The sequence below is a fragment of the Shewanella sp. AC34-MNA-CIBAN-0136 genome, assembly GCF_040309945.1.
In the GTDB taxonomy this organism is placed as follows: domain Bacteria; phylum Pseudomonadota; class Gammaproteobacteria; order Enterobacterales; family Shewanellaceae; genus Shewanella.
In genome coordinates this window covers 60,916-74,308 of the sequence record NZ_JBEOPJ010000017.1, presented here as the reverse complement: position 1 = coordinate 74,308, position 13,393 = coordinate 60,916, and the positions used below count along the sequence as shown (strand labels likewise).

11 protein-coding genes are annotated in these 13,393 nt (G+C 42.4%); 6 read left to right on the top strand and 5 right to left on the bottom strand.

Annotation, left to right across the window (positions count from 1 at the left end; all coding sequences use genetic code 11):
• Positions 1-191: 191 nt before the first annotated feature.
• The gene (locus AAEY94_RS16205; protein ID WP_350979256.1) at positions 192-1,952 is read right to left on the bottom strand and encodes a protein adenylyltransferase SelO; all 1,761 of its coding nucleotides are present in this window, start codon (positions 1,950-1,952) and stop codon (positions 192-194) included.
• Between the two features lie 1,107 nt (positions 1,953-3,059).
• On the opposite strand from AAEY94_RS16205, the gene AAEY94_RS16200 reads away from it, so the two are divergent.
• On the top strand, positions 3,060-3,464 hold the full coding sequence (locus tag AAEY94_RS16200; protein ID WP_182770863.1) for a DUF6088 family protein: 405 nt from the start codon (positions 3,060-3,062) through the stop codon (positions 3,462-3,464).
• Positions 3,461-4,402 (top strand): nucleotidyl transferase AbiEii/AbiGii toxin family protein, encoded by a 942-nt coding sequence (locus AAEY94_RS16195; RefSeq protein ID WP_335692127.1) that lies wholly within the window; start codon positions 3,461-3,463, stop codon positions 4,400-4,402. Before AAEY94_RS16200 ends, AAEY94_RS16195 begins: the two co-directional genes overlap by 4 nt.
• A 172-nt stretch (positions 4,403-4,574) precedes the next feature.
• Here the strand turns inward: AAEY94_RS16195 and AAEY94_RS16190 are convergent, their stop codons facing one another.
• The 4 genes from AAEY94_RS16190 to AAEY94_RS16175 all read right to left on the bottom strand — a co-directional run bounded on the left by AAEY94_RS16190 (position 4,575) and on the right by AAEY94_RS16175 (position 8,591).
• A complete protein-coding gene (locus AAEY94_RS16190; protein ID WP_182750841.1) occupies positions 4,575-5,165 on the bottom strand; it encodes a hypothetical protein in 591 nt (196 codons plus the stop codon).
• A gap of 893 nt (positions 5,166-6,058) precedes the next feature.
• Entirely contained in the window at positions 6,059-6,598 is a 540-nt protein-coding gene (locus AAEY94_RS16185) for a response regulator transcription factor (RefSeq protein WP_350979255.1), read from the bottom strand.
• 106 nt (positions 6,599-6,704) lie between these two features.
• Positions 6,705-8,045: a sensor histidine kinase gene (locus AAEY94_RS16180; protein ID WP_350979254.1), complete on the bottom strand. Its 1,341-nt coding sequence runs from the start codon at positions 8,043-8,045 to the stop codon at positions 6,705-6,707.
• Positions 8,046-8,138: 93 nt separating this feature from the next.
• Positions 8,139-8,591, bottom strand: coding sequence for an Lrp/AsnC family transcriptional regulator (locus AAEY94_RS16175; protein WP_101088433.1), 453 nt, complete (start codon positions 8,589-8,591; stop codon positions 8,139-8,141).
• 189 nt (positions 8,592-8,780) lie between these two features.
• Between AAEY94_RS16175 and ocd the strand changes: the two genes are divergently transcribed.
• The 4 genes from ocd to AAEY94_RS16155 all read left to right on the top strand — a co-directional run bounded on the left by ocd (position 8,781) and on the right by AAEY94_RS16155 (position 13,343).
• A complete protein-coding gene (ocd, locus tag AAEY94_RS16170) occupies positions 8,781-9,857 on the top strand; it encodes an ornithine cyclodeaminase (RefSeq protein ID WP_162023003.1) in 1,077 nt (358 codons plus the stop codon).
• Positions 9,857-10,780, top strand: a complete 924-nt coding sequence (gene ctlX, locus AAEY94_RS16165) for a citrulline utilization hydrolase CtlX (protein WP_162023002.1) — start codon at positions 9,857-9,859, stop codon at positions 10,778-10,780. Before ocd ends, ctlX begins: the two co-directional genes overlap by 1 nt.
• 84 nt (positions 10,781-10,864) lie before the next feature.
• Positions 10,865-12,271, top strand: a complete 1,407-nt coding sequence (locus tag AAEY94_RS16160) for an alanine/glycine:cation symporter family protein (protein WP_350979253.1) — start codon at positions 10,865-10,867, stop codon at positions 12,269-12,271.
• A gap of 484 nt (positions 12,272-12,755) precedes the next feature.
• A complete protein-coding gene (locus AAEY94_RS16155; protein ID WP_350979252.1) occupies positions 12,756-13,343 on the top strand; it encodes a TetR/AcrR family transcriptional regulator in 588 nt (195 codons plus the stop codon).
• Positions 13,344-13,393: the final 50 nt, after the last annotated feature.

The window sequence follows — 13,393 nt, the reverse complement described above, 5'->3', positions numbered from 1 at the left end:
TTTGGCTAATAACGACTAAGAGCATTGATAGCACACAGGCTGATTTAGCCGTTTATGGCTAAAAATAAACATTTAGCCACTTTAGGCTAATGATAATATACCAGCTTAATCGTCAGATACGTTGAGAAAACCATCCTGACGCAGGTGACATAAAGCATGAAACCAATCAAAGCTGATAGATTATCTCAACATTACGACGAGCAGCTTAAATGCGAGCATCCACCTACCCCAAAGAACTCAGATGCCTTGAGTCGATAGTATTTGTCTTCAATTTCTTGTGACTGCTCTGCGTATGGCTGGGTCATCACCTTCTGCAATTCTCGAACGAGTGCATAATTGCCAACACTGGCTTGCTGATAAGCAGGCACCAACAACCACTCGCGTAAAGTATATTTAGGGTTAACTCGTTGCATCTGCGCAATAATATCATCACGGCTACGTGGTTGTGCATCTGCATCTGCATCTGCAATAAGCATATTGCTATTGTCTTCGGTACCAAGCAATGATTGCCATTGTGTCAGCCAAGCAGACCAGCGTTGCTCCAATCCTTGTGGCCCTTGCGATAAATCTCGATAGAAACTGTTAGTCAGTGGACCAATATCATCAGGCAACGACGAAAGCTCACGGAAGAATATTGTGTAATCCACTGGGGTTTGCAGCATCAGCGTTTCAAGCTCATTAAATAACGCCGCATCAAAAGTGTTAAGCCCAAGCTTAGCCGTCCACATCTGCTCCATCTTTGTTTGCATCTCGGTGGCAAAACCATCGACCAACTGCTGGAGCTGTTCTAGATAATCTGGTGTAGACATCAATAATGGGCTTAATGCGGTGCAAAACATCAAGAAATTACGTTCTGCTGCCACGCCTTGATTCAAAAATGCAAAATGTTGCCCGCCACCCGTCCATGGTTGATATTGTGGATTGAACACATCGCAAAATCCAAACGGACCGTAATCGAGCGTAAAGCCACCAGCGGCACAGTTATCGCTATTAAAGTTACCCTGACAGTAACCAACACGGATCCAGTTCGCTATCAATGACGTCAAACGACTACGGAACTCGCGCGCCAATAAAAGCACTTTTTCTTCATTAGTGAGTTGTTGGTCGATAACATCAGCGTATTCACGGTCAACTAAATGCAACATCAACTGTTCAAGCTCTGCCATCGCTTGCGGATGTTCCTGCTTACGGGCGCGGCGACCGAATAGTTCAAGTTGACCAACCCGAATAAACGAAGGTGCGACACGTGTCGAGATAGCAACCGCCTCACTAATCATTTGGTCAGGGTCTTGTGCGTTAGAGCCCTCAGAATACCAAGGCCGCTGCACCGTCTCGGTTTTAGACACATACAAACTCAGCGATCGAGACGTTGGTACGCCAAGCGCGTGCATGTGTTCTTGCGCGAGAAACTCACGCACACTGGATCGCAGCACAGCGCGACCATCCGCACCGCGGCAATATGGCGTGCGGCCACCGCCTTTAAGCTGCATTTCCCAGCGTTTATCGTTAATCACAGCCTCAAGCACAGAAACAGCTCGACCATCGCCGTAGCCATTACCCGTTCTGAACGGACATTGTTGGATGTATTCGGTACCAAAAATGGACAATGCATATCCACACGCCCACCCAACCTTACTCATGGGTTCAGGAATGTTCGACAGGTCACCAGAGAACATGCTCATAAAATCGGCAGACTGCGCCATGCTGTCAGCAAAACCCAATTCAGCAAACAAGCTGCTGCTGTGTGCTACATATTCTGGGGTTTCAATCGGTGTTGGTTTAACAGGCACATAGTGGCCCGAAAACACTTGTCGTGGCGCATGGTCGACGCCGTTTGCTGTCGCGTCAGGATCGCTGTTGAGCGCATCCATCAATGAGTAGTTGACCAATTTAGCGAGATCGTCGACTGTCTCGACAGTAAGGGGAGTTTGCTGGGACAGTTGATTAGTCATTGGGATACCTTGTTGTTTGAGTCGAAGGGTTGTTCACAACTTGATGGTTCATCGTGTCGACGATGATTCGATTTGTTCGATTTCTGGAAGTGGATCTTTTCAACATATATGTCGAAGGCCTGCCCTGTGATATTAGAAAGAGCCTGAAAGAAATGGATGGAACCGACACCCATGGTAACGACTCGTTATAGTAATGGAAAGCTTAGCTTGCTGCATCTACAAAGTATCTATTTCATCATATGATATATGGTATCTGAATTATGGCCTGCGGCCACTAACGTCGTAGCGCTTCACCCACACCAGATTTATCAAACTTCGTTTGAATTAGATCGCAAGGTTCCACCCTGCACGGGCCAAAAGGGGATCAACAGCAATCCCCTCTTTATTCTTTATAAAAGAATTGGCCCAGCCGCCCCGCAACATTTTCGCTATTAACAAAACAACAGCTGCGAAAAGGTAGCCATGGAGTTAAATTTAACTTTGACCTGTATTTGCAGACTGCTTCGGCCCATCTTGTAATAAAGAGTAAAAATGCTAACGCTTCCGATGGTACATCTGATGTGAATGGATTCACGAATGTCGTGATGGCAGGACGCCAAGAAACGACCTGTACCGTGAAAGCTAAGCTCACATCTGATAGGCAGGATGCCTGAATGCCTTGTAGCACATAGATGTGCGAGAAAGACCATGTGAGCTTCACGCTATTTTCTTCAACATCCTCAAGTCTAGAGTTGAATTTGTACTTTTAAAGCCAAAAAATTAACTCATTTTTGCCCCGTTATGTGTTGGGCCTATGCTCGCAAATTCCCTGACGTTACTCTTTGACTTAATTTTTCTCATGTCTTTACTATATAGTAGCGCTTCACATCTCATATCGCCACGACGACAAATTTACGCTAAAAATGAATTTATTTTTAATTGGGTCGCCAACAAATAAAATAATATGTCGGAATGTAATAGTTGCCAGAAAAAGCTTTATAAACATGATAATGGTAAAATTAAATTGTGGTTTTATGTCGCATGTTTTTTGAGTAAATGCCGTAAATATTTCAAATAACGATGAGCTTCAAGTATACTAAGGTCAAGCACTATATAGGAGGGTGAATCATGACAGCAACTGACTTTATTAATCAAAAGTTAAAGCGCTCTCGCCGCTATGTGTTCGAGCGTAAAGATTTCGACAATTATGCCAGCTATGACCAAATTGGTCGTGTTTTGAAAAAACTCGTGGCTCAAGGCGAACTGATGAAAGTCGGGTATGGTTTATACACTAAGTCAACGATCAACAGCCTAACTAATAAACCTATGCCAAAGAACCCAGGTGGCACTGATGCAATAATGCGTGAAATCTTAAAATTGCGTGGTGTAGATTTTGAAATGGATGCCATATCAAAAAAAAGCATCAATGGAAAGTCCACTCAAATACCAGCTTCAATCCAGTACAAGTGGGATTCTAAGCAATTCAACCGCATCATTAAAGTTGGTAACAGGGTATTGAGTAATCGACAATGACCATATCAAAACTAAAAAAGCAGTTTCTCGAAATCTCTGATGCACTCGAATTAGGTAACCCATCCATCCCGGAAAAGGACTATTGGGTTGTGTCACTACTTGCTATGTTGGAAAATGTAAACAGTGAGCACCATCGACTTGTGTTTTCAGGTGGAACAGCTTTAGCTAAGTCAAACATTAAGATCATGCGTATGTCTGAAGACGTCGATATAAAATTGATTCCTACTTTGGAATTTCTCAACAAAGGTACAGAAGCGAAAAAAAGAGCTCGCAAAGTATTAGTTGAAGACCTCCTAGCGATGTTAGCTGAGCACCCTTACCTAAAATACTTTAAAAAAACGGTTTTAGATTCATATCGCTATGTAGAAATCGAAATAGAGTACCCTCAACAATACAATCAAGCACCGTGTCTACGACCTTACATCAAACTTGAGCTCATTGAGACCATTGAACTTCAAGGGGTTGAATCTCGCACTATTTCATCGCTAGTGGCACAAAGCTACAAGCAACCTGCCGAAGTAAGCGCTATGTCGTGTATTTCCATTGATTCGACTTTGGTTGAAAAAGTGCTTTCCATGTTACGCCGCACCATGTCAGTCAAGCGTGATCCAAAGCGTATGGATGACGAGACATTGGTTCGTCACATCTACGATGTGCACTGTATTAGCTTAGAACATATGATTGATATGGACGTGTTAAAGCCGATTTTTAATGCTGTCTTAGAAGAAGATAAGGCGCGATATGGAAATCAACATCAGGAGTTTGTCGACGATCCGCATAATGAGTTAAAGCTGGGATTAGAAGAGCTAGAAACCAACGAATTGTTTCATACGCGTTTTGACGAGTTTGTAGCTCCAATGGTGTACAACTCAGATCCACATAACTTTGATACCTGCTTTGCTTCGTTTAAAGGGATTTCAGAGCAGCTTATCGCCTGACCCTCGATGCTGCCATTGCAGCTCTTAGCTACATCTTAACTGGTGCATGTTTTCTTTAAACAGATTTTTGTCCAAAAATAAGCTAGATAACGTCTAAAGTAGTGCCCAACTTTCGTTAGCCAATACAGTTTCATCTTGGTCTGGTATGGACTAAGCGCCACAACGGTCATGGCTATGTGCAAGACCTAATAGGTTTAATATAACCCGATTTGTCTTCACCAATCTCTAACACGTTAACGTCTTCCATAAAGGTAAAAAACTCATCATTCTCATTAAGTTTTATAAACACGTTTAATTCATTATTTTTAACAGAAAACTGACTATTTTTACATACAGACTCGACACTAAGATTAAAGCTTCCTCCGCCATCGCTATTGTTCATTCTGTATTTCTTTACAAGCTCCTGCCCTCGAAGCATTTTTAACGTATCATCTTGACTCAATTGCAAAATATAAAATTTACTGTCCCGATTTATTTCTTGTGTTAACTCATTAGGTAATACGTATTGAGTATTCAATTTTACAAAATACTCGTCCTCAAAATTATAGTTTGGGTCATTCGTTGTAAATTCAAACTTAATCACTACGTCGTTATTACTAACCACGATTCCATTAGGGGCTTGAACCGCGACAACTATCTCACTTGGTTCAAGTTCTAGCGGATTGACACTCATCATTTTATACATTGTTGTTAGTGGAATACTGCTGCATCCAGAAACAGCACAAATCATCATTAAAAATATAAAAACAAATCTACGTTTCATAATCCGTTAATACCTTACTAAAAATTAATAGTACTGAAATCCATTTTATTAGTTTGATAAGCACAACTAAACCTCTAATAGTTATACTCATTTATTTATGTTGTGTCACGCTCAACAGCAATGTATATCACACCACAGTTCTAGTTCATAAATGCCTTATTCAACTCTGAACTTGAGGCCGTTGAAGAAAATAGCGTGAGCTGGCCATGGACGGCCAGCTCGCTTTCGAGGGGAAGGGACGCCCCATCGGAAGCGTTAGCATTTTCGAATAAAGCCGAAGCCATCTACAAATGCCGGTCAAAGTTAAATCTGACACCATGGCGACCTTTTCGCATCTATTGTCATTTCATTCATTGGAAAATGTTGCGGTGTGGCTGGGACCATTCTGAATTTAGTGGGGTCAGGGTAAACTTTTATAAAAACAGTTCAAAACTTGTCCCTTAAGTTAATTTCTGTCCAAAAACGAGCTAGTCACTGCTTTAAAATATCTAAACTCAGCTTTGAACTTGAGGCCGTTGAAGAAAATGACGTGAGACCAGACATGGATGTCTGGCTAGCTTTCGGGGTACAGGATGTACCATCGGAAGCGTTAGCATTTTCACTCTTTATTACAAGATGGGCTGAAGATGGTTACATTCGCTGTCAGAAGCTCGATAATTTCCGTCGCAATTTTTCGCTGCTGTTGTTTGGTTAAAAAGCAAAAATGTTGCCGGAACGGCAGGGGTGATCCAAGAGGGGATTGCTGTTGATCCCCTTTTGGCCCGTGCAGGGTGGAACCTTGCGATGTTAGTCTGGTGTGGGTGAAGCGCCACGACGTTAGTGGCCGCAGACCATGAAGCAATATCTAAAAACACCCTTTGTCCAAAGTAGGACAAACACCCAACTCCCCTATTCTACCGATTATCTGCCGTTGGCTTTTTCAGCAATTTGCGCTGCAAGGTTCTGCGGTGCATGCCCAGTTGGCGGGCAGTTTCTGATACGTTACCATTGTTGGTGGCGAGGACTTGTTGAATGTGTTCCCATTCGACCCGTTTGGGGTTAAGGGGTAGTTCTTCAATATCATCGTAAGTCGTTGTAGTGTCTGGTGTGACTAATAATGCATTTAATAAGGTTTGAGTGTCGACGGGTTTGGCGAGGTAATTGTCTGCTCCGAGGCGGATGGCTTCTACCGCAGTGGCGATACTGGCAAAGCCTGTGAGCAATACCATGTGGACGTTGGGTAATAATTGTCTTAACGGTTTAATTAACGACAAACCATTATGTTCAGCCAGTTTCATGTCTAACACGATATGCGTTGGCACAAATTGCCTTGCCATTAATAAACTGTCGCTGGCGTGATGACAGGTTTTACACTCAAAGCCATGCTTACCGAGGCGGCGGGCTAAAATGGCGGCTAGGGCTAAATCGTCTTCTATAATCAATAGCTTGTTCATGATGTTCTCAATTCAGCTTGTATTTATTTCAACGTCTATTTACTTCGATTCGCTTCTATTCGTTTAAAATAGCTTCTATTCGTTCAAAATAGCTTCAACTCGTTTTTTATACGCTTAACGGCAACGTCACGATGGCTTCTGTGCCGCATTCTGAATGTGGTTTAAGGTATAACTTACCGCCTAAACGCTCGAAGCTGGTGTGACTTAATAATACCGCAATGCCCATCCCTTTGGGACTTTTCACCATGTTACTGCCTAAAGTTTGCAATACATGAGTCGCAATGCCGACACCGTAATCACGTATAGTCATACTCAGCTGATTAGGTTGTGACAAGCCAATATTGATATCTACGCAAGTCTGGTGTTGATTATCTTCACTGGCCTGAATGCCATTTTGAATTAACGCCATTAATGCAGGTAACAAGCTCATGTCGGTCAACACGATACGTGACTCAACTTGTGGTGCTATGGCGATATTCAGTTGCGCTTCTGGCATCAATAAACTGATTTGCTCGGTTAAGGTTGCCACTAACTCATCGACCCGCTGTTGTGCTAGTTTTTGCTCCCGTATCGATTCGGTCGCTAAACGTAAGTCAGCTAAGGTGACTTCGCAGCGATTCAGCGCTTGCTGCATTTCGCTGATCAATTCCAGTTGTTCTGCATCATGATGGGTATCGACTAACTCATCGGTGAGTAAACGCAATGTGGCTAACGGCGTTGCCAATTGATGGGCCATTTGCGCTGATGCGGTGCCTAAGGCCAATATCTTTTCCTGGCGTAACTGGCCTTCTCGTAAATAGCGCAGCTCGGCATTTTTTTGTCTTATTCGTTTGGCAATAAAGCCCACCGTGACGGTTAACACTAATGCCGAAATAACAAAATTAAACCACATGCCTAAATAGTGCGAGCCCATGTCCATACTGTGGCTTGCAGGCATAACATGATTTGCAGCCATTGCCTGGTTTGCTTGCATAACGTGGTTAATTGGCATTTGGCTCATGTCATGATCCATTACCGAGCCACTATTTTGTTCGGTGATATCAACAATCATCAAAGTATAAAATATCGTCGATACGATGGTTAAGCACCACGGTGCCCATCTGGGTAAGGTAATCGCTGAAATCGCAATCGGTAATAGCAGTAATGAGACAAAGGCATTGGTTGCTCCACCGGTAAAATATAACCAGGTAGCCCAGAACAAGGTGTCTAATAATAAGGTTAAAAACAACAAACCATTGTTGTTCATGCTGAGTCGATGAAATCGGTAGCTAAAGCCAACATAACAGGCTTCAAAAATGAGCACGTAAGACAAGGTTACTGGAGGCGTGGTTAAGCCAAATAAGTCGGTGGCAAACAGAATAAGGCCAATTTTAAGGCCCCAATTGACTAATCGCAGTAAGGCTAATTGGTGTTGATTAGCACTTAAAGGCACGTTAACGTTCGTCATGTAACCGTTTCCTCGTTCGGTAAAGCATCATAGGCCACTTAGCATTGTCCGATCTGCGTGGCCAGATATTAGACGTCAGCTCAGTGGTGATGATTACACTGTACTCAATAAAATGCTGGTTTCACTATTGAGTACCCCTTCAATGGTGCGAACTTCCCTCAACACTTTATCAAATTCTTCTAAACTGGTGGCCCTAATATCGGCGACTAAATCCCAAGCGCCGTTAGTAGTATGCAATTTTTCGAGTTGCGGTATGCCCCGGAGTTTATTGATCACTTGGGTTGTTGAGCGCCCTACTACTTCAATCATCATAATGGCCCGCACCACATTAGATTCAATTTGTTCGTGTGCGCGAATGGTAAACCCTAAAATAGCGCCACTACTAACCAATCTGTCTAAACGGTTTTGCACCGTCCCGCGTGAAACTTGTAATACTTGCGCCAGCTTAGAAATTGATGCTCTGGCATCTTTACGCAGGATAGAAATAAGCTGTTTGTCGAGCGTATCATACAAATAAGGGTGGGCAGATTGATGTGGTGGTTGCATGGTGTTAAGACCTTATTTGGAGAATAATTGTCATTTTGTAATATACAGCCTAGCATTATGACAAATAATAGTTAAATTATTACAACATAATAGCATTTTGTTTAGCAAAGACACTCGATAAGCTTAATCACAGTCTTATTTAGCGTTTGGTCAACATGACCAAACGTGTCAACTAAAGTGATTAATATAATGAATATAGCCATCAATAAAAAGTCTTCAAATGTTGCCTTTGTCAGTGTCACAGCCATGTTAGCCTTACTCAAACACGTTGGCACTGAGGCGTTTCTATTAGGGTTAACAGACTATATTGAACAAGATTATCGTCGTTGGGAGTTATTTGATAAATCACCACGTTTTGCCAGCCACTCAACTGACGGCGTGATAGAGCTAATGCCAACCAGTGATCAACAACAATTTAGCTTTAAATACGTCAATGGCCACCCTAAAAATACCCATATCGGTTTGCAAACTGTCACCGCTTTTGGTGTGTTGTCTGATGTGGCCAGCGGTTATCCTGTTATGTTGTCTGAAATGACCATACTCACCGCACTTCGTACCGCTGCAACCTCCGCCATGATGGCTAAATACTTGGCCCCACGCGGCGCCACTACCTTAGCGATGATAGGTTGTGGAGCTCAATCTGAGTTCCAAATTTTGGCCTGTAAAGTGGTGTTAGGGATTACCAATGTCAGAATTTACGATATTGATCCAAGCGCAATGGCTAAATGCCAGCATAACCTGGCAGACCAGGGCATCACACTTACGTTATGTGATTCAGCTGAAAGTGTTATCGAAGGCGCTGATATGATCACTACTTGCACTGCCGATAAACGTAATGCGACTATTTTAACCAGCAAAATGGTGCGTGATGGAGTACACATCAATGCCATTGGCGGCGATTGCCCTGGTAAAACAGAACTTGAAGCAGACTTACTATTACGTGCCGATGTGTTTGTGGAATATGAACCACAAACCCGTATTGAAGGTGATATCCAGCAACTAGATGAAACGTTTGCCGTTACAGAGATGTATCACGTTATTCGCGGTGAGCAACAAGGTCGCACCCACGATTCACAACTGACTATTTTTGATGGTGTCGGCTTTGCAATTGAAGATTTTTCTGCATTACGATATGTACATGATTTAATTATGCAGCAACAAAGTCATCAGCAACTCGAGTTACTCACCAACCAAGAAAATCCACGGGATTTATTTGGTTTATTAACCCCAGCATCTCAAGCTAGTCGCTTGGCTGTAGGTGCATAATGGCCATTAACCCTCAAGCGCCATCTGCGGTGGTGATGATCCGTCCACATCATTTCAGTCCTAACCCTGAAACGTTGCCAGATAACAGCTATCAAAGCCATGAATTGGCCGAAGATGCTCTGCAGCTATCGCAACAAGCTTATGATCAAGTGACCCAAGCTCAGCAACTATTACAAACAGCAGGCATCACGGTGCACGTTTTTGAAGATACCACCACAGAAACACCAGACTCGGTATTTCCTAACAATTGGTTTTCAACCCATCTAGGTGGTCATGTTGCTATCTATCCTATGTATGCTAAAAATCGTCGTAAAGAACGCCGGACTGACATCATCGATATGCTCAAACAGCAATATCGAGTACAGGATGTTATTGATTATTCGGGCTTAGAATACGACAACATATATCTAGAAGGTACTGGTGCCATGGTTCTCGACCATGTTGAACGAGTGGCTTATGCGGTTCGATCCAAGCGTACCGATTCATTAGTGCTTGAGCGTTTTTGTACTCAATTTAATTACGAGCCAATGGTGTTTGATGCGCAAGATGAAGCTGGAGTACCGGTTTATCACACCAATGTATTGATGTGCATTGGCAGTGATTATGTCATGGCTGGGTTCGATATGATTAAAGACACTCAACGTCGTCAGCAAATTATTCAACGATTTGAAGACAGTGGCAGAGTGATTATTAACTTAACCGAAGATCAAATTCGTCATTTTTGTGGTAATGCACTTGAGTTACAATCAAAACAAGGCCGTTTTTTAGCATTATCACAACGTGCTTTTGATGCGTTAACACATGAGCAAATTGCGTTATTAACTCAAAGCGTGACTCTGCTACCATTAGATGTATCGGCTATAGAGATGGCTGGCGGTTCTGTTCGTTGTATGTTGGCAGGGATCCATTTATCGAAAAGATAAGCTTCAGCATCAACAAACTTTAAAAAGACTCTTAACAATAAACTCTAATAATAAAGAGAAGACTCAATAAAAGGAAGTTGCTAAATGATTAATGACATTATATCGCTCACCAACAATGTGCTGTGGGGCGAATACCAAGTGCTCATTTATATATTGGTATTTGCCGGTGTGTGGTTTTCATTGAAGTTAAGATTTATTCAACTTCGCCATTTTGGTTATATGTTTAAAGTAATGAAAGGCAGTACTCAAGGTGACAAATCGGGCATTAGCTCGTATCAAGCCTTGTGTACCGGCCTTTCTGCCCGTGTTGGTACTGGTAATTTAGCCGGTGTCGCCATGGCAATATCACTCGGTGGCAGCGGCGCAGTATTTTGGATGTGGGTTATCGCGCTACTGGGTATGGCGACCGGATTTGCCGAAAGCATTTTAGGTCAGCTATATAAAGTGCGAGACGATCATAAAGAATACCGCGGAGGACCCGCCTATTATATCCGCGCTGGGCTGAATAAACCTTGGTTAGCGGTATTATTCGCATTATGTTTATTCCTTGGTTACGGCATTAGTTTCAGTGCCATGCAAGCCAACACCATCACCGACGCACTCAACCACACCTTCGAAATTTCACCCGTTTATTCTGGAGCGGTCATTACTTTAATTGCTGGCATTATTGTTATGGGAGGCCTTCGCAGCATTGCTCGTTTTGCCGAGTTCGTGGTGCCTTTTATGGGCTTAGCATTTATTTTGGCAGCGGTAACCGTCACCATTATTAATATCCAACAAGTCCCTGGGGTATTGATGGATATTATTAACTCTGCTTTTGGGTTAAATGAAGCAGCAGCTGGTGCGCTCGGTGCGGCCATTAAAAATGGTATTCAACGCGGGTTATATTCTAACGAAGCCGGTGCCGGTAGTGTACCCCATGCGGCAGCGGGCGCCACTCCGGTGCCAAATCACCCGGTTGCGCAAGGTTACGTACAAATGCTTGGGGTGTTTATTGACACTATGGTGTTGTGTAGCTGTACCGCCATTGTGATTCTTCTGGCTCAAGGTAGTATTAGCAGTGAAATGGAAGGTATTCGTATCACTCAAAACGCCATGACCTACCATATGGGCATAAGCGGCGATATGTTTGTTGCCATCATTATTACGCTGTTCTCTTTTACTTCTGTAGTAGCAAACTACGCCTACGCCGAAAGTAACTTGCATCTGTTTAAACTCGATAACATCTATGGCCGCACCATTTACACACTATTGTATTTAGGCATGGTGTATTGGGGAGCCAACGCCTCATTAAAAGAAGTGTGGAACATGGCCGACATGGCGTTAGGATTAATGACGGTAGTGAACATCAGTGCCATTATGCTGTTAACCCCGACCATCGTAAATTTAACCCGTGATTATCAAGTTAAACTTAAAACCACTAACAAGCCTGAGTTCAAACTGGCCGATGTAGAAATACAAGGTAAAACCGAAAAAGGGGTTTGGTCTTAGCCTTTAATCAGCGCATTTTTACAATGGATTTAATTTGAGTGTAAATTGAGCGCTTAGTTTTGAAAGCGGAATTGAATACATTAGTTCAATTCCGCTTTATCGTTAATAACGGCTCATTATAGCCGTACTAATATAACGCCAATATCAAAATGCCACCATTACATCACTACTAGTACAACGCCAATATCAAAATGCCACCATTACATCATTACTAGTACAACGCTAATATCACAAAACCAATATCACAACACCACTCATGCTTATCCACTGCATTTACCCGTCAATTTTGTAATTCAAATAACCTCTCGTGAATGCAGTTTTGTTGTTTAATCGACATTATTTGCTCAATTAGGAATCGTTCATATCAAATCCATAATTAAGCATAATCAGCAACAATGGCCATTATGGTTAAAAAATTGCCAAAAGATACTGGCCTTATCTCATAGGGTTAACGTAAAATAGCCAACTAACCAAAGAGGATGTAATGGCTAATATTTCTAAATTTGATCGCGATGACGTACTTGAAAGAGCAAAAAATCTGTTTTGGCAGAAAGGTTTTTTGGCCACATCAACGCGAGAAATTCAAACAACTATGGACATGCGACCAGGCAGTATTTATGCCGCATTTGGTAGTAAAGCTGATTTATATCAAGCGACACTTATTCGTTATGCTCAAACGGGCGAACGTAATTTGAATAATATGTTACAACAACATGATCATGCATGGGTTGGATTAACACATTATCTACGTGGGCTGATTAAACCATGCTGTGAAGGTTCACCCAGTGAATTGTGCATGTTAGTAAGGACGTTATCTGAATTAGATGAATCTCATCTAGATACATTAAACGTTGCCCGTGAGCAGCTCAACAAATTTGAACAACGATTTGCCAGTATTATTGACCAAGCCAAACTTGAAGGCGACTTGCCTGCCCATTTAGACAGTCAACTCACGGCGAAGAAAATTCAAATCAACATTATTGGTTTGCGATCTTATTTAAAAGCAACCAATGACGTTGACACAGTGAGACAACAGCAAGAAGAGTTTTTTAAACAACTTGCTACTGCTTAAACACAAAAAAGCGCCTTATTGAGGCGCTTTTTTAATTCACGTTTTAACTC

Bases quoted from the DNA above. Each gene is read 5' to 3' on its own strand.
- AAEY94_RS16180 (WP_350979254.1), bottom strand. From the start codon at position 8,045: ATGACGAACGTTAACGTGCCTTTAAGTGCTAATCAACACCAATTAGCC.
- ocd (WP_162023003.1), top strand. From the start codon at position 8,781: ATGAATATAGCCATCAATAAAAAGTCTTCAAATGTTGCCTTTGTCAGT.
- AAEY94_RS16155 (WP_350979252.1), top strand. From the start codon at position 12,756: ATGGCTAATATTTCTAAATTTGATCGCGATGACGTACTTGAAAGAGCA.
- AAEY94_RS16200 (WP_182770863.1), top strand. From the start codon at position 3,060: ATGACAGCAACTGACTTTATTAATCAAAAGTTAAAGCGCTCTCGCCGC.
- ctlX (WP_162023002.1), top strand. From the start codon at position 9,857: ATGGCCATTAACCCTCAAGCGCCATCTGCGGTGGTGATGATCCGTCCA.
- AAEY94_RS16175 (WP_101088433.1), bottom strand. From the start codon at position 8,591: ATGCAACCACCACATCAATCTGCCCACCCTTATTTGTATGATACGCTC.
- AAEY94_RS16195 (WP_335692127.1), top strand. From the start codon at position 3,461: ATGACCATATCAAAACTAAAAAAGCAGTTTCTCGAAATCTCTGATGCA.
- AAEY94_RS16205 (WP_350979256.1), bottom strand. From the start codon at position 1,952: ATGACTAATCAACTGTCCCAGCAAACTCCCCTTACTGTCGAGACAGTC.
- AAEY94_RS16185 (WP_350979255.1), bottom strand. From the start codon at position 6,598: ATGAACAAGCTATTGATTATAGAAGACGATTTAGCCCTAGCCGCCATT.
- AAEY94_RS16190 (WP_182750841.1), bottom strand. From the start codon at position 5,165: ATGAAACGTAGATTTGTTTTTATATTTTTAATGATGATTTGTGCTGTT.
- AAEY94_RS16160 (WP_350979253.1), top strand. From the start codon at position 10,865: ATGATTAATGACATTATATCGCTCACCAACAATGTGCTGTGGGGCGAA.